At 70.6% G+C, this 23147-nt stretch carries 21 protein-coding genes; 11 read left to right on the forward strand and 10 right to left on the reverse strand.

Features of this window, described 5'->3' with window-relative positions; all coding sequences use genetic code 11:
• Positions 1-81 precede the first annotated feature (81 nt).
• On the reverse strand, positions 82-1275 hold the full coding sequence (locus tag ACZ4MH_RS31000; protein WP_351595172.1) for an RtcB family protein: 1194 nt from the start codon (positions 1273-1275) through the stop codon (positions 82-84).
• A 207-nt stretch (positions 1276-1482) separates the two neighbouring features.
• Here ACZ4MH_RS31000 and ACZ4MH_RS31005 point away from each other — a divergent pair, with 207 nt between their 5' ends.
• From ACZ4MH_RS31005 to ACZ4MH_RS31015, 3 genes are all read left to right on the forward strand, one after another.
• Positions 1483-2568: a hypothetical protein gene (locus tag ACZ4MH_RS31005; RefSeq protein ID WP_351595175.1), complete on the forward strand. Its 1086-nt coding sequence runs from the start codon at positions 1483-1485 to the stop codon at positions 2566-2568.
• 151 nt (positions 2569-2719) lie between these two features.
• The gene (locus tag ACZ4MH_RS31010; RefSeq protein WP_351595178.1) at positions 2720-3433 is read left to right on the forward strand and encodes a DUF3558 family protein; all 714 of its coding nucleotides are present in this window, start codon (positions 2720-2722) and stop codon (positions 3431-3433) included.
• A gap of 127 nt (positions 3434-3560) precedes the next feature.
• The gene (locus ACZ4MH_RS31015; RefSeq protein WP_351595247.1) at positions 3561-4781 is read left to right on the forward strand and encodes a DUF2637 domain-containing protein; all 1221 of its coding nucleotides are present in this window, start codon (positions 3561-3563) and stop codon (positions 4779-4781) included.
• A 62-nt stretch (positions 4782-4843) separates the two neighbouring features.
• Here the strand turns inward: ACZ4MH_RS31015 and lysS are convergent, their stop codons facing one another.
• Entirely contained in the window at positions 4844-6637 is a 1794-nt protein-coding gene (gene lysS, locus ACZ4MH_RS31020) for a lysine--tRNA ligase (protein ID WP_351595181.1), read from the reverse strand.
• 107 nt (positions 6638-6744) lie between these two features.
• Here lysS and argS point away from each other — a divergent pair, with 107 nt between their 5' ends.
• Complete coding sequence (gene argS / locus ACZ4MH_RS31025) at positions 6745-8505, forward strand: arginine--tRNA ligase (protein ID WP_351595184.1); 1761 nt, start codon at positions 6745-6747, stop codon at positions 8503-8505.
• 26 nt (positions 8506-8531) lie between these two features.
• Here the strand turns inward: argS and ACZ4MH_RS31030 are convergent, their stop codons facing one another.
• Positions 8532-8951 carry an ATP-binding protein gene (locus ACZ4MH_RS31030; RefSeq protein ID WP_351595187.1) on the reverse strand — a complete coding sequence of 140 codons (420 nt, stop codon included), beginning with the start codon at positions 8949-8951 and terminating at the stop codon, positions 8532-8534.
• Positions 8952-9062: 111 nt separating this feature from the next.
• Between ACZ4MH_RS31030 and ACZ4MH_RS31035 the strand changes: the two genes are divergently transcribed.
• From ACZ4MH_RS31035 to ACZ4MH_RS31045, 3 genes are read left to right on the forward strand one after another with little or no spacing between them, the layout of a single operon-like run.
• Positions 9063-9893, forward strand: coding sequence for a helix-turn-helix domain-containing protein (locus tag ACZ4MH_RS31035; RefSeq protein ID WP_351595190.1), 831 nt, complete (start codon positions 9063-9065; stop codon positions 9891-9893).
• On the forward strand, positions 9890-10069 hold the full coding sequence (locus ACZ4MH_RS31040; RefSeq protein ID WP_351595193.1) for a DUF397 domain-containing protein: 180 nt from the start codon (positions 9890-9892) through the stop codon (positions 10067-10069). The genes ACZ4MH_RS31035 and ACZ4MH_RS31040 overlap by 4 nt, the downstream gene beginning before the upstream one ends.
• 39 nt (positions 10070-10108) lie before the next feature.
• Positions 10109-10300, forward strand: a complete 192-nt coding sequence (locus ACZ4MH_RS31045) for a DUF1059 domain-containing protein (RefSeq protein WP_351595196.1) — start codon at positions 10109-10111, stop codon at positions 10298-10300.
• A gap of 69 nt (positions 10301-10369) precedes the next feature.
• Here ACZ4MH_RS31045 and hemB read toward each other — a convergent pair whose 3' ends face one another.
• Genes hemB through ACZ4MH_RS31070 form a run of 5 tightly spaced genes read right to left on the reverse strand, consistent with a single transcriptional unit; the run spans position 10370 to position 16230 of the window.
• On the reverse strand, positions 10370-11368 hold the full coding sequence (gene hemB, locus ACZ4MH_RS31050) for a porphobilinogen synthase (RefSeq protein ID WP_351595250.1): 999 nt from the start codon (positions 11366-11368) through the stop codon (positions 10370-10372).
• Between the two features lie 5 nt (positions 11369-11373).
• Positions 11374-13023, reverse strand: coding sequence for a bifunctional uroporphyrinogen-III C-methyltransferase/uroporphyrinogen-III synthase (locus ACZ4MH_RS31055; RefSeq protein WP_351595199.1), 1650 nt, complete (start codon positions 13021-13023; stop codon positions 11374-11376).
• The gene (gene hemC / locus ACZ4MH_RS31060; RefSeq protein ID WP_467754801.1) at positions 13020-13988 is read right to left on the reverse strand and encodes a hydroxymethylbilane synthase; all 969 of its coding nucleotides are present in this window, start codon (positions 13986-13988) and stop codon (positions 13020-13022) included. The genes ACZ4MH_RS31055 and hemC overlap by 4 nt, the downstream gene beginning before the upstream one ends.
• The gene (locus ACZ4MH_RS31065; RefSeq protein ID WP_351595205.1) at positions 13985-15433 is read right to left on the reverse strand and encodes a glutamyl-tRNA reductase; all 1449 of its coding nucleotides are present in this window, start codon (positions 15431-15433) and stop codon (positions 13985-13987) included. Before ACZ4MH_RS31065 ends, hemC begins: the two co-directional genes overlap by 4 nt.
• Positions 15430-16230: a redox-sensing transcriptional repressor Rex gene (locus ACZ4MH_RS31070; RefSeq protein ID WP_351595208.1), complete on the reverse strand. Its 801-nt coding sequence runs from the start codon at positions 16228-16230 to the stop codon at positions 15430-15432. Before ACZ4MH_RS31070 ends, ACZ4MH_RS31065 begins: the two co-directional genes overlap by 4 nt.
• A 385-nt stretch (positions 16231-16615) precedes the next feature.
• Between ACZ4MH_RS31070 and ACZ4MH_RS31075 the strand changes: the two genes are divergently transcribed.
• The 4 genes from ACZ4MH_RS31075 to ACZ4MH_RS31090 all read left to right on the forward strand — a co-directional run bounded on the left by ACZ4MH_RS31075 (position 16616) and on the right by ACZ4MH_RS31090 (position 20918).
• Positions 16616-16894, forward strand: a complete 279-nt coding sequence (locus tag ACZ4MH_RS31075) for a glutaredoxin family protein (RefSeq protein ID WP_351595211.1) — start codon at positions 16616-16618, stop codon at positions 16892-16894.
• A gap of 285 nt (positions 16895-17179) precedes the next feature.
• Complete coding sequence (locus tag ACZ4MH_RS31080; protein ID WP_467754802.1) at positions 17180-18088, forward strand: HAD family hydrolase; 909 nt, start codon at positions 17180-17182, stop codon at positions 18086-18088.
• A 504-nt stretch (positions 18089-18592) separates the two neighbouring features.
• Complete coding sequence (locus ACZ4MH_RS31085; RefSeq protein ID WP_351595217.1) at positions 18593-19387, forward strand: ECF subfamily RNA polymerase sigma factor, BldN family; 795 nt, start codon at positions 18593-18595, stop codon at positions 19385-19387.
• Positions 19388-19712: 325 nt separating this feature from the next.
• A complete protein-coding gene (locus ACZ4MH_RS31090) occupies positions 19713-20918 on the forward strand; it encodes a DUF5667 domain-containing protein (RefSeq protein WP_351595220.1) in 1206 nt (401 codons plus the stop codon).
• Positions 20919-21083: 165 nt separating this feature from the next.
• Here ACZ4MH_RS31090 and ACZ4MH_RS31095 read toward each other — a convergent pair whose 3' ends face one another.
• Together ACZ4MH_RS31095 and ACZ4MH_RS31100 are read right to left on the reverse strand one after the other, a co-directional pair.
• Positions 21084-22061 carry an aldo/keto reductase gene (locus ACZ4MH_RS31095; RefSeq protein ID WP_351595223.1) on the reverse strand — a complete coding sequence of 326 codons (978 nt, stop codon included), beginning with the start codon at positions 22059-22061 and terminating at the stop codon, positions 21084-21086.
• 79 nt (positions 22062-22140) lie between these two features.
• Positions 22141-23133: a lysophospholipid acyltransferase family protein gene (locus ACZ4MH_RS31100; protein WP_351595226.1), complete on the reverse strand. Its 993-nt coding sequence runs from the start codon at positions 23131-23133 to the stop codon at positions 22141-22143.
• Between the last annotated feature and the right edge of the window lie 14 nt (positions 23134-23147).

Consider the following 23147-nt stretch of genomic DNA (forward strand, 5'->3'; position numbering starts at 1 on the left):
GTGGCCAACCTGCGACACGCACAGCGCGAGACCCCAGGCCACCCGCCTCAGGCAACGGTGTGTCCTGACAGCGATTTACGCTCAGCCCTTCACGCACACCACCTGCTTGAGCTTGGCGACGACCTGGACCAGGTCGCGCTGCTGGTCGATGACCTTTTCGATGGGCTTGTACGCGCCGGGGATCTCGTCCACGACGCCGGAGTCCTTCCGGCACTCCACGCCCCGCGTCTGCTCCTCCAGGTCCTTCGTGGAGAAGCGCTTCTTCGCGGCGTTGCGGCTCATCTTCCGGCCCGCGCCGTGCGAGGCGGAGTTGAAGGACTTCTCGTTCCCGAGGCCCTTCACGATGTACGAGCCCGTGCCCATCGAGCCGGGAATGATCCCGTAGTCCCCGCTCCCGGCCCGGATCGCGCCCTTCCGCGTGACCAGCAGGTCCATGCCCTCGTACCGCTCCTCCGCCACGTAGTTGTGGTGGCAGGAGATCACCGGGTCGAAGGTGGGCCGGGCCTTCTTGAATTCCTTGCGGACGACGTCCTGGAAGAGGGCCATCATGATCGCGCGGTTGTGCTTGGCGTACTCCTGCGCCCAGAACAGGTCGTTGCGGTACGCCGCCATCTGCGGGGTGTCCGCGATGAAGACGGCGAGGTCGCGGTCGACCAGGCCCTGGTTGTGCGGCAGCTTCTGGGCCTCGCCGATGTGGAAGTCGGCGAGCTCCTTGCCGATGTTCCGGGAGCCGGAGTGCAGCATCAGCCAGACGGCGCCGTCCTCGTCCAGGCAGAACTCGATGAAGTGGTTGCCCGAACCGAGCGTTCCCATCTGCTTCGTCGCCCGCTCCTGGCGGAACTTGACCGCTTCGGCGATGCCGTCGAAGCGGGACCAGAAGTCGGCCCAGCCGGCCGTCCCGTAGCCGTGCAGCCGGCCCGGGTCCACGGCATCGTCGTGCATGCCGCGCCCCACCGGGATGGCCTCCTCGATCTTCGAGCGGAGGCGGGAGAGGTCGCCGGGCAGGTCGTTCGCCGTCAGTGAGGTCTTGACCGCGGACATGCCGCAGCCGATGTCGACGCCGACCGCCGCCGGGCAGACCGCGCCGTGCATGGCGATGACCGACCCGACCGTGGCGCCCTTGCCGTAATGCACGTCCGGCATCACGGCGAGGCCCTTGATCCACGGCAGCGTCGCCACATTGCGCAGCTGCTGCAGCGCGGCACCCTCGACCGTGGCCGGGTCGGCCCACATGCGGATCGGGACCTGCGCGCCGGGCACTTCCACGTACGACATGACTTCCTCGTTCCCCCGATGAGATAGACAACGGCAAACACCGCTAAAAGGCAGCAAAAGGCGCACAGCGGTAAAAACGCAAAAGCTGGATATTGCACCCGATCAGCGACAACGGACCGGCGGGTTCGGCGATGCGTGCGGTAGACATTGTGTCCATCAGCCGCTGCTCAGCGGCAACCGGATTTCGTACGGAAGGAGCCGGTGACGGTGCAGCGAAGGTCGTCCGTACGAGGGGCCGCGGTGGCGGCTGCCGTGGCGCTGGCCACCATGCTCACCAGCTGCTCCGGCAGCTCGGAAACCGATACGGGGGCCGAGGACGCCAAGGGCGGTGACAGCACCTCGTCGGCGCCCGTCGCCGAGCCGGGCAAGTTCGACTCGCTCCCCGAGCCGTGCGGACTGCCCGGCCGGAGCATGCTGCGCAATCTGCTGCCCACCGACGGCAGCCCGGAGACCCGCGCGGAGGCCGACAAGATCTACCGCGGCCGGGCCGACATCACCTTCGACACCGACCGCCGGGTCGGCTGCCACTGGAAGCGGGAGACCTCCGAGGGCACCCGCCACCTGAACATCGACCTGCAGCGCGTGGTGTCGTACGACGGCTCCGTCAGCGACGACGACAAGGCGCAGGAGCTGTACGCGAAGAAGCAGCTCGCGGCCCACATCCCGGGCGACACGGCGAACACCCCGCCGGCCCACACCCCCACCCCGTCCACGAGCAAGGACAGCAAGGGGAGCAAGGACAGCAAGAGCACCGGCGGCGGCAGCGGTACTGGTAACGGCACCGGCACCGGTTCCGGTAAGGGCACCGCCGACAGCGGCACCCGCCCCTCCGGCGGGGAGGGCCCCGTCGCCGATCCCTCGGCCCACCCGTCCGCCGGCGCGCCCGGCCACCAGAAGGCCGACACGTCCGAGACCGCCGGAAACACCCCCGGCAAGGGCTCCGGCACCCGTACGGCCGAAGGCGACTCCCCCGATTCCCCCGGGTCCCCCAGCTCGTCCGGCTCTCCCGACCCCTCCGGCTCCCCCGGCTCCGGTTCCCCCGACGACACCGCGAGCCTCGCGCCGCGTCCGCTCGGCGACCTCGGCGACGCGGCCTTCCTGGACGACGCGCTGGTCACCGCCGACTCCGGCCTGCACCGCGACGTCACGGTCGTCTTCCGGTCCTCGAATGTGATCGTCACCATCGAGTACGACCAGTGGTCCACCGGCAGCTCCGTCCTCCCCGACCGCCGCGAGCTGCAGGAAAAGGCCCAGACGCTGGCCGCCGAGCTGGCCGCGCACTGGACCGAATGACCGGTTACGGTCGGATTGACCGGTTACCGTCGGCGAGTAACGACACGAATCGGCGACCGGCACCCGTCCGCCGCGTACCGTGCGACGCAGGGGCCACCCGGGCCCTGCGCGCGGAACGGCCGCTCGCACGACGACGAACAGCGAAGGAACCATGCACCGTTCAGCCAAGCGACTCGCCAGCTACCTCGCCTGCGCAGCCGTACCGGTGATGCTCGTCGCCGGCTGCTCCGACGACTCGGACAAGGGCTCGGGCGGCGACACCGCCTCGAAGTCCGCGGCCCCGAGCTCCTCGCCCAAGGTGGCGCCGGGCAAGTTCAAGAAGCTCCCCGACCCCTGCAAGGCCATCACGAAGGACCGCGTCAAGAAGATGCTGCCCGCCGTGAAGGACGAGAGCGGCGAGGAGGGGAAGAGCAGCGACACCTCCGCGCACGGCACCTGCACCTGGAGCAGCGAGGAGCGGCAGGGCAAGGGCGGCATCAACGGCACGCAGTTCCGCTGGCTCGCCGTCAACCTGCAGCGTTACGACTCCGACCCCGCGCTGGGCTCCGGCGACAAGCGGGCGACCGGCTTCTACAACAAGCAGGTCGACGCGGCCAAGAGCACCAAGGACGCCAAGAACGTCAAGAGCGAGCCCGCCAAGGGCATCGGCGACCAGGCGACCACGATCACGTACGACCTGAAGAAGGACGGCAACGACTTCAAGAACCAGACGGTCGTCGCCCGTACCGCCAACGCCGTGGTCACCATCAACTTCAACGGTGCGGGCCTGGCCGGCGCGAAGAGCCCGGACGACAAGGAGATGCTGGCGGACGCGCAGGAGGCCGCGAAGCAGGCCGCCAACGCGATCGCCCAGGCGAACAAGTAAGCACATATCCGCACGCGGGCGTACCACTCGGGTAACGCCTGCGTCCCTCCCGGCACCCGGCTCGACGGGTGTGCCAGGCTAGGCGCGCCAGTCAGCCGAGTGCGGGGAGGGATCGCGGGTGGCCGCGATGCGTTTGAGTCGTACGCACCGAATACTGATCGGCGTGGTCGTCGCGGGCGCGATGGTGATCGCCGCGATCGGCTTCGCCGGTTCGTACTCGGCGGTCCGCGCCCTCGCCGAGAAGAAGGGCTTCGGCTCCTTCTCGTACGTCTTCCCCATCGGCATCGACGCGGGGATCGTCGTCCTCCTGGCGCTGGACCTGCTGCTGACCTGGATCCGGATCCCCTTCCCGCTGCTGCGCCAGACCGCCTGGCTGCTGACGGCCGCGACGATCGCCTTCAACGGCGCGGCGGCCTGGCCCGACCCGCTCGGCGTCGGCATGCACGCGGTGATCCCGGTCCTCTTCGTCGTCTCCGTCGAGGCCGCGCGGCACGCGGTCGGCCGGATCGCCGACCTCACCGCCGACAAGCACATGGAGGGCGTCCGGCTCTCCCGCTGGCTCCTCGCCTTCCCCTCGACCTTCCGGCTGTGGCGCCGGATGAAGCTGTGGGAGCTGCGCTCGTACGAGCAGGTGATCAAGCTGGAGCAGGACCGGCTGGTGTACCAGGCGCGGCTGCGGTCCCGGTACGGGCGCGCGTGGCGGCGCAAGGCACCGGTGGAGTCGCTGATGCCGCTGCGGCTGGCGCGTTACGGGGTACCGCTCGCGGAGACCGCCCCGGCCGGCCTCACGGCGGCGGGGATCGCTCCCGTAGGCGAGGTGGTCCGCGAGCCGGTACGCCCGGAGCTGGACGCGACGGCCCGGGAGCACCCGGTGGCCCGGGAGCATCCCACGCCGACCGAGCCGGTCGCCCCGGTCGCCCCGGTCGATCCGGTCGATCCGGTCCCCGCGATCGACCCGGTACCGGACCCGGAGACCGCCCCCGCGATCACCGTTCCCGTGGCCCCCGGACGCAGCCGTCCGCTCGGTGGATCGGGGTCCCCGCTTCCGTACGCCGAGCCCGCGGCTCCCGAACCCGAGCCCGTGTACGACGCGCCGGAGCCGCCCGTCGAGGCGCTCCCCGAGGGACTCTCCCGCGACGAGCAGTTCTACGTCGCGTTCCGCTCGTACGTGACGGAGAAGGACGGGACCTTCCCGGACGCCCACCAGTTCGCGCGCTACCTGCTCAACAACTACGGCGTCACGGGCCGGGACGGCACCGGCTCGCTCAGCGAGAACTACCTGCGGACGTACGTACGCGACTTCCGCGCGCGCTTCCGTCAGGAGATGGAGAGCGAGCACATCGCCTGAGCATGACCAGGGGCCCGGCCGCGCCGTGCGCGCCCGGGCCCCTGACGGAGTGCGGTGACCGCTTACGCGCCCAGCAGCTTGCGCACCCGGTCCGCGCCGACGGCGAGGAGCAGGGTGGGCAGGCGCGGGCCGGTCTCGCGGCTGACCAGCAGGCGGTACAGCAGCGCGAAGAACGTCCGCTGGGCGACCTTGATCTCCGGCGGCAGTTCCTTCGCCGTGGCGTCGGCGGAGAAGCCCGCCTGGACCTTCGGCACGCCGTAGACCAGGTGCGTCAGGCCGTCGAGCGACCAGTGCTCGTCCAGCCCGTCCAGCAGCAGCCGGAGCGACTCGCGCGCCTGGTCGTCCAGGGACGCCAGCAGCTCGGTGTCCGGCTCGTCGCGGACGATCGTGCGCTGCTCGGCCGGCACCTGGTGGGTGATCCAGTGCTCGGCGCGGTCCAGCCGCGGCCGGACCTCGTCCAGCGAGGTGACCGGCTTCTCCGGGTCCAGCTCGGTCAGGATCCGGAGGGTCTGCTCGTCGTGGCCGGCCGTGACGTCCACGACCGAGGCGAGCGTGCGGTACGGCAGCGGGCGCGGCGTGCGCGGCAGGTCACCGGCGGCGGTGCGCACCGCGCGGGTGTACGCGGCCGCGTCGGCCGGCAGCACCGACCCGTCGGCGACCTTGGACTCCAGCTTGTCCCACTCGTCGTACAGCCGCTGGATCTCCTGGTCGAAGGCGATCTTGAACGACTGGTTGGGCTTGCGGCGCGCGTACAGCCAGCGCAGCAGCGGCGCCTCCATGATCTCCAGCGCGTCGGCCGGGGTGGGCACGCCGCCCTTGGAGGAGGACATCTTCGCCATGCCGCTGATGCCGACGAAGGCGTACATCGGACCGATGGGCTGCGCGCCCGCGAAGATCTCGCGCACGATCTGGCCGCCGACGACGAAGGACGAGCCCGGCGAGGAGTGGTCCACGCCGCTGGGCTCGAAGATCACGCCCTCGAACGCCCAGCGCATCGGCCAGTCGACCTTCCACACCAGCTTGCCGTGGTCGAACTCGTTCAGCGCCACGGTCTCGCGGTGCCCGCAGGCGGTGCACTCGTACGCCAGCTCCGTGGTCTCGTCGTCGTAGGACGTGACCGTGGTGAGGTCCTTGTTGCAGACCGTGCAGTACGGCTTGTACGGGAAGTACCCGGCGCCGCCCGCGCTGCCGTCGTCCTCGGCCGCAGCGCCAGAGCCCTCGGCTGCCTCCAGCTCCGCCTCGTCGACCGGCTTCTGCGACTTCTTCGGCCCGGCCTTCGGCTTGGTGCGGTACTGCTCGAGGATGCCGTCGATCCCGCCGCGGTGCTTCATGGCGTGCAGGATCTGCTCGCGGTACGCGCCCGAGGTGTACTGCGCGGTCTGGCTGATGCCCTTGTACTCCACGCCCAGCTCGGCCAGGGACTGCTCCATGGCGGCCTTGAAGTGCTCGGCCCAGCTGCCGTACGCGCTGCCGGGCGGCGCCGGCACGGCGGTCAGCGGCTTGCCGATGTGCTCCGACCAGGACTCGTCGACGCCGGGGATGCCGGCGGGCACCTTGCGGTACCGGTCGTAGTCGTCCCAGGACAGGATGTGCACGCACTCCAGGCCCCGGCGGCGGATCTCGTCCGCGACCAGGTGCGGGGTCATGACCTCGCGGAGGTTGCCGAGGTGGATCGGGCCGGAGGGGGACAGGCCGGAGGCGACCACGACCGGTTTGCCAGGCGCGCGACGCTCCGACTCGGCGATGACCTCATCCGCATAGCGGGAGACCCAGTCGGCTGTCTCGGTGCTCTGAGCCACGGTCGGCCCTTCCTCTTGATCCTCTGCGCTTCGCTTGGTCGCCGGGCCCGTACTCATGAACCTGGCCGTTCCATTCTCCCAGACGAAAAACCCATGGAAGCGCCGTGGGATACTGACTGGCAAACCCTTTCCCGCTCACCACTCCGACGGAACGGCAGCACTCCATGGCTTCGGTCCCTTCTCTCGCCGCTACGGTCAACCAGCGCGTCTCCGACGCCCTCTCGGCAGCCCTGCCGGAGGCCGGCGCCGCCGACCCGCTGCTGCGCCGAAGTGACCGGGCCGACTTCCAGGCCAACGGAATGCTGGCGCTCGCGAAGAAGCTCAAGGGGAACCCGCGGGAGCTGGCCTCGCAGGTCGTCGAGCGGATCACGGCCCCCGAGCTGATCAAGGACATCGAGGTCTCCGGGCCCGGCTTCCTCAACGTCACGCTCACCGACACGGCCATCGTGCAGACGCTGGCCGCGCGGGCCGCCGACGGCGACCGCCTCGGCGTGCCTGTGAAGGACGAGCCGGGCGTCACGGTCGTCGACTACGCCCAGCCGAACGTGGCGAAGGAGATGCACGTCGGCCACCTGCGCTCCGCGGTGATCGGCGACGCGCTGCGCGGCATGCTCGACTTCACCGGCGAGCAGACGATCGGCCGGCACCACATCGGCGACTGGGGCACCCAGTTCGGCATGCTCATCCAGTACCTGATCGAGCACCCCGGCGAGCTGGCCCCGGCCGACGAGGTCGACGGCGAGCAGGCCATGTCGAACCTCAACCGGATCTACAAGGCCTCGCGCGCGGTCTTCGACGCGGACGAGGACTTCAAGGAGCGCGCCCGCAAGCGGGTCGTCGCCCTCCAGTCCGGCGACAAGGAGACCCTGGACCTCTGGCAGCGGTTCGTGGACGAGTCGAAGGTCTACTTCTACTCCGTCTTCGAGAAGCTGGACATGGACATCCGCGACGAGGAGATCGTCGGCGAGTCCGCGTACAACGACATGATGGCCGAGACGGCCCGGCTCCTGGAGGAGTCCGGCGTCGCGGTCCGCTCCGAGGGCGCCCTCGTCGTCTTCTTCGACGACATCAAGGGCAAGGACGACAAGCCGGTCCCGCTGATCGTGCAGAAGGCGGACGGCGGCTTCGGCTACGCCGCCTCCGACCTGTCCGCGATCCGGAACCGCGTGCTCGACCTGCGGGCGACGTCGCTCCTGTACGTCGTGGACGTGCGCCAGTCGCTGCACTTCAAGATGGTCTTCGAGACGGCGCGGCGCGCGGGCTGGCTGAGCGACGACGTCGCCGCGCACAACATGGCCTACGGCACGGTGCTCGGCGCGGACGGCAAGCCGTTCAAGACGCGTGGGGGCGAGACCGTACGCCTTGAGGACCTGCTGGACGAGGCGGTGCAGCGCGCCGCCGAGGTCGTGCGCGAGAAGGCCCGGGACCTCACCGAGGACGAGATCCAGGAGCGGGCCGCGCAGGTCGGCATCGGCGCGGTGAAGTACGCGGACCTGTCCACGTCGCCCAGCCGTGACTACAAGTTCGACCTCGACCAGATGGTCTCCCTCAACGGCGACACGTCCGTGTACATCCAGTACGCGCACGCCCGCATCAAGTCCATCCTCCGCAAGGCCGGCGACGCGAAGCCGGCCGCGCACGCGGAGCTGGCGCTCGCCCCGGCGGAGCGGGCGCTGGGCCTGCACCTGGACGCCTTCGGCGACACGGTCTTCGAGGCCGCGGCCGAGTACGCCCCCCACAAGCTCACGGCGTACCTCTACCAGCTCGCGTCCCTGTACACGACCTTCTACGACCAGTGCCACGTGCTGAGCGACGACAACCCGGCGGAGGTCGTCGAAAACCGCCTCTTCCTCTGCGACCTCACCGCCCGCACGCTCCACCGGGGCATGTCCCTCCTGGGCATCCGGACGCCCGAGCGGCTCTAGCCGACCCGCACACCGTCCGGTGGCCGTCACCCCACGGGGGTGGCGGCCACCGCCGCGTCCAGCTCGCACCAGGCGATCTTGCCGGGGTCCCGCTCCGCGACGCCCCACTTGTCTGCGACGGCCTCGACGAGGAGGAGGCCGCGCCCCCGCTCGGCCCCGGCCTCCGCCGGGTCGGCGACGCGTGGGCGGCCAGGGCCCGAGTCGTGCACCTCGATCCGTACGGGGCCGCCCTCTCCGGACCGGTAGAGCCGGAGCAGGAACCCGCGCCCCGGGGGTACGCCGTGCCGCACGGCATTGGTCGCCAGCTCGCTCACGCACAGCAACGCATCATCGGTACGCGCCCCCAGCCCCCAGTCGTCGAAGGCGCGGCGCGCGAACTCCCGCGCGGCGGGCACGGACCTGCGGTCACGCGAGTAGAACCGCTCCCGGAAAAGATCCTCATTCACGCCGCACAGGTTGCTCTCCGTAACTACGCTGGAGCAGTCCGTCAGCCCGTACAGATTCGCTGTACGGGTCCCGCGCGCGTGACGCCCGGAAAATGGTGGGAGTGGGTCCCCATGCAGCCCCGGAATCATCCCAGTCGCAGGAAGAGCGCGACAACGCTGCGCCTCGTTGGCGCCCAACTGGCCCTGTTCCGCCGCCTGTCCGGCCTCACGCAGCGGGAACTGAGCGACCGCCTGAACGTCGGCGAGGAGACGATCGCGTCGATCGAGCAGGGCCGGCGCCCGTTGAAGCCGGATCTCGCCGATCGGATCGACTTGGAGTTGGGGACGCGGGGTGTCCTGTCGGTGGCCGTCGAGTACATGCCGGAGATCGAGAAATTCCCGGTGTGGGCGGCGGAGTACATGGATCACGAACGGGAAGCGATCAGCCTTTCCTGGTACGAGATCCTCGTGGTTCCGGGCCTGCTCCAGACCCCGCGGTACGCCCAGGCCGTCTTCCGCAGCAGGGTGCCCATCCTCAGCGAAGAGGAGATCGACAAGCAGGTCGCGGCACGCATCGAGCGCCAGGAAATCCTCAAGCGGAAGCAGCCACCTGTGACCAGCTTCGTCATCTCCGAGGCCATGCTGATGGACCGGCTCGGCGGCGACAGCGTCTACGCGGAACAGCTACGGCACTTGCGCCAATGCGCCGATCTGCCCGGTCTGTCGCTCCAGATCATGCCGTTTGGCGTCGACGCCCACGCCGCTCTCGACGGCCCATTCATCCTCCTGGAGACCCCCGACCACCAGCACCTCGCCTACGCCGAAACGCAACGCGGCAGCCAATTCGTCTCCCACCCGGACGAGGTCAGCATCCTGACCATGAAGTATGCGATGCTGCGAGCACAGGCCCTCAACCCCAGGGAAAGCAAAGGCCTGTTGGACCGGTTGCTAGGAGACCTATGAACGCCGCACTGAAGTGGTTCAAGTCCAGCTACAGCGGCAGCGAAGGTGGCGCCTGCGTCGAGGTCGCCACCACGCCCACCACCATCCACATCCGCGACTCCAAAGACCCCGACGGGCCCCAGCTCGCGGTCACGCCGGAGGCCTGGGCCGCGTTTGCTGCGTTTGCTGCTGCTTAAGCCGCGGAGGACACTTGAGGTGTGAAAAGAGGTGGTGTCATGCGCAAGATGGTCGACTGCCGGGATGCCCCAAGCGAGATGAACTGCACCCTTGCCATCTCAGGTGAAGAGGACGAAGTGGTCCGTGCTGCCGCTGAGCACGCGGTGTCCGTGCACGGACACACGGACAGCCCGGAGCTCCGGGATCAGATCAGGTCCTTCCTGAAGGACGAGGTACCGCAGCACGCCTGATCTGCGAAAAGCCGTGAGCCCCCGCGTCCAGAGGACGGCGAGGGCTCACAGAGAACGCAGCGCGCGCGGTCAGAGACGGCGCGCGACCTCCGTCGCCCAGTACGTCAGGATGTTCTGGGCTCCCGCGCGCTTGATGCCGGTCAGGGACTCCAGAATCGCCGCGTCGCGGTCGATCCAGCCCTTTTCCGCCGCGGCTTCGATCATCGAGTACTCGCCGGAGATCTGGTACGCCGCGACCGGTACGTCCACCGACTCCGCGACATCCCGCAGGATGTCGAGGTACGGCATGGCCGGCTTGACCATGACCATGTCCGCGCCCTCTTCGAGGTCGAGGGCCAGCTCGCGCAGCGATTCGCGGGCGTTGGCGCCGTCCTGCTGGTAGGTCTTGCGGTCGCCCTTCAGCGAAGAACCCACCGCTTCGCGGAACGGGCCGTAGAAGGCCGAGGCGTACTTCGCTGTGTAGGCGAGGATCGAGACATCCGCGTGGCCCGCGCCGTCCAGCGCCTCGCGGATCACGCGGACCTGGCCGTCCATCATGCCGCTGGGGGCGACCGTGTGGGCGCCCGCGTCGGCCTGGACGCGGGCCATCTCCGCGTACCGCTCCAGCGTGGCGTCGTTGTCGACCCGGCCGTCCGGCGTCAGGACGCCACAGTGGCCGTGGTCGGTGAACTCGTCCAGGCAGAGGTCCGACATGATCACCAGGTCGTCGCCGACCTCGGAGCGTACGTCCCGGAGCGCCTGCTGGAGGATGCCGTCCGGGTCCGTGCCCACCGTGCCCGCGGCGTCCTTCTTGGACTCCTCGGGGACGCCGAAGAGCATGATCCCGGAGACGCCCGCGGCGACCGCTTCGGCGGCGGCCTTCCGCAGGGTGTCGCGGGTGTGCTGGACGACGCCCGGCATCGAGCCGATCGGCACCGGCTCGGAGATCCCCTCGCGGACGAACGCGGGGAGGATCAGGTCCGCCGGGTGGAGACGGGTCTCGGCGACCATGCGGCGCATGGCGGGCGTGGTGCGCAGCCGGCGGGGCCGCGCACCAGGGAAACGTCCGTACGAGGTGCTGGTGCTCAACGTGCTCAACTGCGGGCCCTCCTGCGCGATCCGGGACGGCGCTCGCTCGGACGGGTGACCGGGTCACCGGCCTCGACCGCGGCGGCACGCCGGGCCGTTCCGAAGTCCGCGAGCGCTTCGGCCAACTTGTGCACCGAGGGTTCGGGCGACATGACGTCCACGCGCAGCCCGTGCTCCTCGGCGGTCTTCGCGGTGGCCGGGCCGATACAGGCGATCACGGTCACGTTGTGCGGCTTGCCGGCGATGCCGACGAGGTTCCGCACCGTCGAAGACGAGGTGAAAAGTACCGCGTCGAAGCCGCCGCCCTTGATCGCCTCGCGGGTCGTGGCGGGCGGCGGGGACGCCCGTACGGTCCGGTAGGCCGTGACGTCGTCGACCTCCCAGCCCAGGTCGATCAGGCCCGCCACCAGGGTCTCGGTGGCGATGTCGGCGCGGGGGAGGAAGACGCGGTCGATCGGGTCGAAGACCGGGTCGTACGGCGGCCAGTCCTCCAGGAGACCGGCGGCGGACTGCTCACCGCTCGGGACCAGGTCCGGCTTCACGCCGAAGGCGATGAGCGCCTTGGCGGTCTGCTCGCCGACGGCCGCGACCTTGATGCCCGCGAAGGCGCGCGCGTCCAGGCCGTACTCCTCGAACTTCTCGCGGACGGCCTTCACCGCGTTGACGGAGGTGAAGGCGATCCACTCGTACCGCCCGGTGACCAGGCCCTTGACCGCGCGCTCCATCTGCTGCGGCGTGCGCGGCGGCTCGACGGCGATCGTCGGGACCTCGTGCGGCACGGCGCCGTACGAGACGAGCTGGTCGGAGAGCGAGGCGGCCTGCTCCTTCGTCCGCGGCACGAGCACCTTCCAGCCGAACAGCGGCTTGGACTCGAACCAGGAGAGCTGGTCCCGCTGCGCGGCGGCGCTGCGCTCGCCGACCACGGCTATGACCGGCTGGCCGCCGTCCGCCGAGGGCAGCACCTTGGCGGCCTTCAGCGTCTGCGCGATGGTGCCGAGGGTGGCGGTCCAGGTGCGCTGCTTGGTGGTCGTACCGGCGATGGTGACGGTCAGCGGGGTGTCGGGCTTGCGGCCCGCCGCGACCAGTTCGCCGGCGGCAGCGGCCACCGAGTCGAGGGTGGTGGAGACGACCGCGGTGGCGTCGCTGGCGCCGACCTCGGACCAGCAGCGGTCGTCGGCCGTACGGGCGTCCACGAAGCGGACGTCCGTGCCCTGCGCGTCGCGCAGCGGCACGCCGGCGTAGGCCGGCACGCCGACCGCCGCGGCGATGCCCGGCACGACCTCGAAGCCGATGCCCTCGGAGGCGCAGGCCAGCATCTCCTCGGCGACATTGGCGTCCAGGCCGGGGTCTCCGGACACGGCACGCACGACCCGCTTGCCGGTGCGTGCGGCCCCCATGACAAGATTGGTCGTGTCCCGAAGCGTGGGCACATCGGCGGGGATTGACGCCTCGTCAGCTGCGGCCTGCAGCGGTGTGTCCACGTTCGCCCGGGCATGCGTGCGGACGACGTCGAGCACCTGCGGGTCTGCGATCAGCACGTCCGCGTGGGACAGCGCCTCAACGGCGCGCAGTGTGAGCAGGCCCGGATCTCCCGGCCCGGCACCGAGGAAGGTGACCTGGCCGGCGGCGGGGTGGTTTGGGGCGGTGGGGTTCAAAGTGCTCGCTCCCCCATAAGACCGGCCGCACCCTTGGCGAGCATCTCGGCGGCGAGCTCACGGCCCATGGTCGCCGGTACAGAAACGTCGTCGCGGGAGGTGGGTACGTGTCCGGTGGTGGACAGCTGCACCAGCGTGCTGCCGTCGGTCGTGCCGACGACGCCACGCAGGCGCATTTCGGTGACAGCCCGTTCGCCGGCCTGGAAATCGGCCAGCGCACCCACAGGTGCGGAGCAGCCGGCCTCCAGGGCGGCGAGCAGGGAACGCTCGGCGGTCACGGCGGCCCGGGTCAACGGGTCGTCGAGCTCGGCGAGCCGGGCGGCGAGGTGCTCGTGGTTCGCGGCGCACTCCACCGCCAGTGCCCCCTGGCCGGGGGCGGGCAAAACTACGTCCGGCGAGAGGAGCTCCGTCGCCTCGCCGATGCGGCCGAGGCGGTTGAGCCCGGCAGCGGCCAGTACGACCGCGTCCAGCTCGCCGTTCTCGACGTACCCGATGCGGGTGTCGATGTTGCCGCGGATCGGCACGGTCTCGATGCGCCGGCCCAGCGACCGCGCCCAGGCGTTCAGCTGCGCCATGCGGCGCGGCGAGCCGGTACCGACCCGCGCCCCGTCGGGGAGCTGCTCGAACGTCAGGCCGTCGCGGGCTATCAGCGCGTCCCGGGAGTCCTCGCGGACCGGTATCGCGGCGAGGGTCAGCCCCTCGGGCTGCGCGGTCGGCAGGTCCTTGAGCGAGTGGACGGCGAAGTCGATCTCGTCGGCGAGCAGCGCGTCGCGCAGCGCCGAGACAAAGACGCCCGTACCGCCGATCTGCGCCAGGTGCTCGCGCGAGACATCGCCGTACGTGGTGATCTCCACCAGCTCGACGGGCCGCCCGGTGACCTGGCGGACCGCCTCGGCGACGAGTCCGGACTGGGCCATGGCGAGTTTGCTGCGCCGTGTGCCGAGTCGCAATGCGTGATGCGTCATGAGCGCTGCTCCCGTGCTGTGTCGTGCCTGTCCGCGCGCGTGTCGGCCCGGCTGACGGCGGCGACCGTCTGGGGGTCGAGGTCGAAGAGTTTGGTCAGCGCGTCGGCGTACCCGGCGCCGCCGGGCTCGCTGGCGAGCTGCTTGACCCGCACGGTGGGCGCGTGCAGAAGCTTGTCGACGACCCGGCGCACGGTCTGGTTGATCTCCGCGCGCTGCTTGTCGTCCAGGTCGGGCAGGCGGCCGTCCAGCCGCGCGATCTCGGCGGCGACCACGTCGGCGGCCATGGTGCGCAAGGCGACCACGGTCGGGGTGATCGTCGCGGCGCGCTGGGCCGCGCCGAAGGCCGCGACCTCCTCGGACACGATGGTGCGCACCTGGTCCACGTCGGACGCCATGGGGGCGTCGGCGGACGCGTCGGCCAGGGATTCGATGTCGACGAGGTGCACGCCCTCGATCCGGTGGGCCGCGCCGTCGATGTCGCGCGGCATCGCCAGGTCGAGCAGGGCCAGTTCCCGGTCCTTACGGCCCTCGGCGGCCGCCGCGACCGCCTCGCCGGTGAGGACGAGCCCGGTCGCCCCCGTACACGAGATCGCGATGTCGGCGGCGGCCAGCTCGGCCGGTACCTCGGACATCGGGACGGCGCGGGCCACCAGGCCGTGCGCGCGCCCGGGGCTGCCCGGCTCGGTGAGGATCTCGGTGAGGCGCTCGGCGCGCTCCAGGGTGCGGTTGGCGACGGCCAGTTCGCTGACGCCCGAGCGCGCGAGGGTGGCCGCGGCCAGCGAGGACATCGAGCCCGCGCCGATCACCAGGGCGCGCTTGCCGCGGGCCCAGGCGTCCACGCCCGGGGTGCCGAGCGGGGCGGTGGCGTCCGGTACGGCGTCGTCGACGAGGACGCAGTGCGCGTCGTGACCGCCGGCCGCGCCCGCCAGCTGCTCCAGGCCGAAGGTGACCAGGGACTGGCCGGCCTTGTCGATGCCGGTCTCGCTGTGCGCACGCTTGCCGACCCGCAGGGCCTGCTGGAAGAGGTCGTTCAGCAGCCGCCCTGCGGTGTGCTGGTCCTGCGCGAGGGCGAGCGCGTCCTTGATCTGGCCGAGGATCTGGCCCTCGCCGACGACCATGGAGTCCAGGCCGCAGGCCACGGACAGCAGGTGGTGGACGGCGCGGTCCTCGTAGTGGACGTAGAGGTACGGCGTGAGCTCGTCCAGGCTGACACCGCTGTGCTGGGCGAGCAGCGTGGACAGCTCGGCGACACCGGCGTGGAACTTGTCCACGTCGGCGTAGAGCTCGATGCGGTTGCAGGTGGAGAGCACGGCCGACTCGGCGGCGGGCTCGGCCGAGATGACGTCCTGCAGCAGCTTGCCGCGGGAGTCGGGGGCCAGTGCGGCCCGCTCCAGGATGCTGACCGGTGCACTGCGGTGCGAAAGGCCGACAACGAGGACGCTCATGCCGGCATCACGGCGGGTACGTCCCCGTCGGGTCCCTTGCGGTCGTCATCGGAATCGGCGGCGTCGGTGCCGTCCGTGCGCGTCGCGCGGACCGGCGGGGCCACCGGCTGTGCGGCGTCCTGGCTGCTGGCCTCCTCGCCGGCCTTGCGCTGCTCGTGGAAGGCGAGGATCTGCAGCTCTATCGACAGGTCGACCTTGCGCACGTCGACCCCTTCGGGGACGGACAGCACGGTCGGCGCGAAGTTCAGGATGGAGGTGACACCGGCGGCGACGAGGCGCTCGCAGACCTGCTGGGCCGCGCCCGCGGGGGTCGCGATCACGCCGATCGAGACGCCGTTGTCGGTGATGATCTTTTCGAGCTCGTCGGTGTGCTGGACGGCGATGCCCGCGACGGGCTTGCCGGCCATGGCCGGGTCGGCGTCGATCAGGGCCGCGACGCGGAAGCCGCGGGAGGCGAAGCCACCGTAGTTGGCGAGCGCGGCGCCGAGGTTACCGATACCGACGATCACAACCGGCCAGTCCTGCGTGAGGCCGAGCTCCCGGGAGATCTGGTAGACGAGGTACTCCACGTCGTAGCCCACACCACGGGTGCCGTAGGAGCCCAGGTACGAGAAGTCCTTGCGCAGCTTGGCGGAATTGACCCCCGCAGCGGCGGCCAGCTCCTCGGAGGAGACCGTGGGGACCGAACGCTCGGAGAGCGCGGTCAGCGCACGCAGATACAGCGGAAGCCGGGCGACGGTGGCCTCGGGGATCCCTCGGCTTCGGGTCGCCGGTCGGTGAGTTCGGCCAGTTGCCACGGTGCTCCTGCGGGTAGAGCGGGGCTTTGGACGGCCAAATGTCTCAAGACCGCCCTGTCGATAGCAGGCTATGTCTTTGTGAACGCGTGCACAAAGATGGTGTCCGCTTTGTCCCGTCAACGTGACCGGTGTCACGCACTTATTGCGGCAATTCGCGGAACCGCATCCCGCGTCACTCCGTTCACACGCTTCGCGTGCATAACGCAGGAACGTGAACGGGAACACGCCGCCACTCTCCTTGCCGTTTTGCCCCCGTACACCGCCGAATCGCCCATCGATGGTAAGGGAAACCACCTCCTCCGCCGAAGGCTCGTGACGGCCGTCATAAGCGTTCTCGGCCTGGTGGCACGGGTACGGACGGACCCGGCAGGGGCACAATGGCGGCATGGCCCCGCTCCTCCGCCGCACCCCGCGCAAGAACCCCGCCGACCGCACGGTCACGCTCATCGGCAAGCCGGGGTGCCATTTGTGCGACGACGCACAGAAGGTGATCGAGGCGGTCTGCGCCGAGACCGGCGCCGCCTGGGAGAAGCAGGACATCACCGAGGACGAAGAGCTTTACCGCAAATACTGGGAGCAGATTCCGGTCATCCTCGTCGACGGCGCGCAGCACGACTTCTGGCGCGTCGACCCGCAGCGGCTGCGCAAGGCGCTGGGCGCCTGAGGGCACACACAGCGAGCCGTACACAGGCGTACACAGAGCCCGTGGCCGGAGCGCGCCGACGCCACGCGGCGTGGCCGTAACGCGACCGTCGGCAGCCCCGTACCTGCCTGACATGCGTGCGTAACCAGGGGCACCGAACAAACTGGCTATGCTCGCCGTATGGCCGACCCGTCGCCCGAGCACCGCCCCGGCACGAGCCCCTTCAGTGCGTCCCTCGTCACGGGCATTCCGTCCCTTGTGACGGGGTGGTTCACCCGTCACCGACGCCCCGCCACCGCGCGCAGCGTGCTGGCCGGCGAGGCGGCGGCCGAGGCCGCCCGCAAGAGCTCCCAGGAAGCCGAGGCACAGGCCGCCGCCGAAGCCGCCGCCGCGGCCGCCGACAGCGAAGCCGAGGACGCCGAGCCGGACTTCCCGGTCGTCGGCGACGACAAAGCGGCCGCCTTCTTCGACCTCGACAACACCGTCATGCAGGGCGCCGCGATCTACCACTTCGGGCGCGGCCTCTACAAGCGGCACTTCTTCCACAAGCGCGACCTCGCCCGCTTCGTGTGGCAGCAGGCGTACTTCCGGCTGGCCGGCTCGGAGAACCCCGAGCACATGGAGGACGTGCGCAACAGCGCGCTCTCCATCGTCAAGGGCCACCGCGTCTCCGAGCTGATGACCATAGGCGAGGAGATCTACGACGAGTACATGGCCGAGCGCGTCTGGCCCGGCACCCGCGCGCTCGCCCAGGCCCACCTGGACGCGGGCCAGAAGGTCTGGCTGGTCACCGCGGCCCCCGTGGAGACCGCCACGATCATCGCCCGCCGGCTCGGCCTGACCGGCGCGCTCGGCACGGTCGCCGAATCCGTCGGCGGGGTCTACACCGGCAAGCTGGTCGGCGAGCCGCTGCACGGGCCCGCCAAGGCCGAGGCCGTACGGGCGCTGGCCATGGCCGAGGGGCTGGACCTGTCGCGCTGCGCCGCGTACAGCGACTCCGCCAACGACATCCCGATGCTCTCGCTCGTCGGCCACCCCTACGCGATCAACCCCGACACCCGGCTGCGCAAGCACGCGCGCGAGCAGGGCTGGCGGCTGCGCGACTACCGGACGGGCCGCAAGGCCGCCAAGATCGGCATTCCGGCGGCGGCCGGGGTGGGCGCGGTGGCGGGCGGCGCGGCGGCCGCGGTGGCCCTGCAGCGCCGGCGCCGATAGCCGCAGGGCCTTATAACCGGAAGCTCGCCCAACTTCCAGTGGTGGGGTACGCGTTACACACCGTCACCGAAAGGGCGGGGAACGCGCCGCCCACCGATGATCACATCGACGGCGCGCGGCAGTTTTTTCGCGCTGCCCTTCGCAGCGCCACCCCTGAGGGTGCTCCCACGCGCCCCGTACGAACACGCGTACCGCTGTGTGCAGGGCAAACCTTCTTCATACCCCACCGGTCCGCGCTCAGTCGCACGACGCCCGGTGCGCCACAACACGCCCTCCAACCAGGCAGATCACGTCACTTTCCGATCAATACCTGTTCAACATCTGATACTTGATCGACCAGAAATACGTAACAGACCAGACGGAATCGACGATTTGAGCAACTGGGTGTAGCGCTGCCTGTACGAAGCGTTATTCTCCTCAGACGCAAACCGGAACCCATAAGCCCCTACCGCGGGTGAACGGTCCCGCACTGCACGTGATGGAAGCTCTGCCTCTGGGAGTCCCGTGTACCCACACGTCGGGGTTGACGCCTCGGGCCTGGCTACGCTGCGTACGACGCTCGTCGACCACCTGCGCAGTTTTGTCCCCACCGCGTACGCCGTCCCCGCCCTCGCCACACCCGCCCCTGCCGCAGGACCCGCCAGCGCCTGCTACGCCCTGGCGGACGCCAGGACCGCCGTCGGCGCGCGGTCCGCGGGCAGCCGTACGCGCCGCGGCGGCACGACCACAGCCCGCCGCCCCGCCGACAGCGACAGCCGCCGCATGATGGAGCTCGTCGAGCGCGCCCAGGCGGGCGAGGCCGACGCGTTCGGCCGCCTCTACGACCAGTACGCCGACACGGTCTACCGGTACATCTACTACCGCGTCGGCGGCCGGGCCACCGCCGAGGACCTGACCAGTGAGACGTTCCTGCGCGCGCTGCGCCGGATCGGCACCTTCACCTGGCAGGGCCGGGACTTCGGAGCCTGGCTGGTGACCATCGCGCGCAACCTCGTCGCCGACCACTTCAAGTCCTCGCGCTTCCGCCTGGAGGTGACCACGGGCGAGATGCTCGACGCCAACGAGGTCGAGCGCAGCCCCGAGGACTCGGTCCTCGAATCCCTGTCCAACGCCGCCCTCCTCGAAGCCGTCCGCAAACTCAACCCCCAACAGCAGGAATGCGTCACGCTCCGGTTCCTCCAAGGGCTGTCGGTCGCCGAGACCGCCCGCGTCATGGGCAAGAACGAAGGAGCGATCAAGACCCTCCAGTACCGCGCCGTCCGGACCCTCGCGCGGCTGCTGCCGGACGACGCCCGCTGACCCCTCCGCCGACGTCCGATCCCCTCCTTCGCGCCGCGCTCTCCCCGAACATCCGTCCCCCACACCACTCTTATTGTGGCGCCAAGCCCTGACCAGGCCATCACTTTCAGCCATCACGCGGTACCAGCCCGTCACATCATCGTGAGGGCGTAACCCGAGTACCTCGCCGCTCGTTGTGCGGAATGCAGGCTCCCTGCGGACACGCCATGCCCGCAGCCGCTCACTCGATCGAGTGGTTGCATGCAGGGCGTGCAGCCTTCCGGCCCTGCTGGATCGTCAAGCCAGTCCGGGGAGTCGAGCGGGATGATGAGAGGAGGTGCCGCCCGTGATCGCGAACGTATCGACGCACCGGCGGGCTCACGCCTTCGCCCAGGCTCTGGAGGACCAGGACCTCCAGGGCGCGGCCGATGAGCAGATCGACACACCGGGGCAGGAGCCGGCGGAGCCCGAAACGGCACGGCTGCTGGCAGTCGCCGGCGGCCTGGGGGAGCTCCCCAAGCCCACGCTGGACCCGGAAGCGCGCACGATCCAGCGCGCGCAGCTCATCGCCGCGATGGAGGCCGCTTTCGCCGAAGGCGGCGCACCCTCCGACGGCGCGAAGGTGCCCCAGCAGCGCGGCGTGCGAGGCGCGCACCGCGCCGCCAAGTCACTCGGCCGGCTGCGCCCGCGGTCCCGGCTGTCCAGGAGGCTCGCCGCCGGCGGGCTGACGTTCGGCGTGGCGGCCGGCGCGCTCAGCGGAGTGGCCGCCGCGAGCTCCGAGGCGCTGCCCGGCGATTCGCTCTACGGCCTCAAGCGCGGCATGGAGGACCTCAAGCTCGGCATGGCCGAGGACGACTCCGACCGCGGCCGGCTCTACCTCGACCAGGCGTCCAGCCGGATGCAGGAGGCGCGCCGGCTGATGGAGCGGCTCAGGGCCGGGCCACTGGAGCACGAGACCCTGTCCGAGGTGCGCAGGTCGCTGGCGGGCGTCACCCAGGACGCGGGCACGGGCCACCGCCTGCTGCACGACGCGTACGAGCGGGACGGGTCGCTCGGCGCCATCCAGGCGCTGGACTCCTTCACCGCCTCGCACCGCGAGGGCTGGGCACGGCTGCGCGACCGGCTGCCGGTGCAGCTCGCCGACGTCTCCCAGGACGTCAGCTCGGTCTTCGACGCCATAGACGAGGAGGTCGGGCCGCTGCGCCCGCTGCTGCCGAAGAAGGCGACGGACAAGGACGCCGGGCACGGCACCCCGTCCGCCTCGGGCAGCACGGCCGAGGACCACTCGGCGGCGCCGTCCCGCTCCGGCAGCCCGTCCGCGAGCGGCAAGAAGCACGACTCCCCCACGCCCCGCCCGTCCTCGTCCCCCTCCAAGGAGGACGGCCTGCTCGGCGGGAACACCGGCGGTCTGCTCGACCCGCCCGCCAAGGACAGCCCCTCCCCCTCCGACGGCGGGCACAAGAGCGACCACCCCGCCGAGCCCGACGTCACGATCCCGCCGCTGCTCCCGGACCTGCTCCCGGGCCTCGGCGTCGACGGCCGGGACGAGTAGCGGCGCGCGGCGATCGCCGCGCGCCTCCGCGGTCCGGCGGCGCCCGGTGTTCTTCCGGTCCTTCCCTCCAGAAGAACACCGGGCGCCGTCGCATGTGTACGTACGGGTCGGCCGGGCGGGTCGGCCGGCGGCGCTCAGGGCCCGACCCCGCCCGTACGCGGACTCTCAGTGCCCGCTCACCGGCCGCGCCGTATACGGCTGTTCGAGCCGACCGATCTCCTCGTCCGTGAGCCGGAGCTCCAGCGCGGCCAGCGCGTCGTCGAGGTGCCCCGCCTTCGAGGCGCCCACGATCGGCGCGGTCACCGGCCGCTGGTGCAGCAGCCAGGCGAGCGCGACCTGTGCCCGCGGCACGCCCCGCTCCGCCGCGATGGCGCCGACCGCCTCGACGATCTCCCGGTCGCCCTCCTGGTACAGCGTCTTGCCGAACTCATCGGTCTGCGCGCGGTGGCTGGTGGCGTCCCAGTCCCGGGTCAGCCGGCCGCGGGCGAGCGGGCTCCAGGGCAGTACGCCCACGCCCTGGTCCGCGCAGAGCGGCAGCATCTCGCGCTCCTCCTCGCGGTAGAGGAGGTTGTAGTGGTTCTGCATGGAGGCGAAGCGGGTCCAGCCGTGCCGCTCGGCGGTGTGCTGGGCCTTGGCGAACTGCCACGCGTACATGGAGCTGGCGCCGATGTACCGGGCCTTGCCCGCCTTCACCACGTCGTGCAGGGCCTCCATGGTCTCCTCGATGGGAGTGCGCGGGTCCCAGCGGTGGATCTGGTAGAGGTCGACGTAGTCGGTGCCGAGCCGGCGCAGGCTGTGGTCGATCTCGGTCATGATCGCCTTGCGGGACAGCCCCGCGCCGTTCGGGCCCGGCCGCATCCGGCCGTTGACCTTGGTCGCGAGCACGATCTCGTCGCGCCGGGCGAAGTCGGCGAGCGCCTTGCCGACGATCTCCTCGCTGGTCCCGTCGGAGTAGACATTCGCCGTGTCGAAGAAGTTGATCCCGGCCTCGACGGCCTGCCGGATCAGCGGGCGGGCCTGGTCCGCGTCGAGGGTCCAGGGGTGTGGGCCGCGGTCGGGGACGCCGTAGGTCATGCAGCCGAGGCAGAGTCGCGAGACGTCCAGGCCGGTGGAGCCGAGCTTCACGTACTGGGTGTTGGGCATGATCCGATTCTGTCGCGGGGGATGCCCCGACAGCACACGGGGCATCCCCCGCCACGGCCGTCACCCGGCCGTCACGGCCTCAGAAGAACACCGAACGCCGTTGCACGAGCAGCTTGTAGAGCGTGTGCTGAATCGTTTCGCGCACCTGGTCGGTGAGGTTGAACATCAGCATCGGGTCGTCCGCCGCCTCCGCCGGATACCCGTCCGTCGGAATCGGCTCGCCGAACTGGATGGTCCACTTCGTCGGCAGCGGCACCGCGCCCAGCGGCCCCAGCCACGGGAACGTCGGCGTGATCGGGAAGTACGGGAAGCCGAGCAGCCGCGCCAGCGTCCTGGCGTTCCCGATCATCGGGTAGATCTCCTCCGCGCCCACGATCGAGCACGGCACGATCGGCACCCCGGACTTCAGCGCGGTCGAGACGAAGCCGCCGCGCCCGAAGCGCTGCAGCCGGTACCGGTCCGAGAAGGGCTTGCCGACGCCCTTGAAGCCCTCCGGCATCACGCCGACCACCTCGCCGCGCTCCAGCAGCCGCTCGGCGTCCTCCGTGCAGGCCAGCGTGTGCCCGGCCTTCCGCGCCAGCTCGTTGACCACCGGCAGCATGAAGACCAGATCGGCCGCCAGCAACCGCAGATGGCGGCCGGCCGGGTGCTCGTCGTGCACCGCCATCTGGAGCATCAGGCCGTCCAGCGGCAGCGTCCCGGAGTGGTTGGCGACGATCAGCGCCCCGCCCTTCTCGGGGATGTTCTCGACGCCCTTCACCTCGACCCGGAAGTACTTCTCGTACAGGGGCCGCAGCACGGACATCATGACCTGGTCGGTGAGCTCCTCGTCGTAACCGAAGTCGTCGACGTCGTACTCACCGGTCAGCCGTCTGCGCAGGAAGTTGAGGCCGCCGGCGAGCCGCTGCTCCCAGGACGCGCCCCGCTCCTCGGGCGCCGGCGCCTCCGGCTCCTCCTGGCGCGGCGGCGGTACGGGCGTCAGGGCCGCGTTACGCGCCGCGCCCGCCGCCCGCTTGGCCCTCCGCCGCGTGCGCGGCTCCTCGCCGAACGGGATGACCTTGGCGTCCGCCATCGTGGGTGAACTCC

The organism is Streptomyces sp. NPDC026301 (assembly GCF_055567935.1).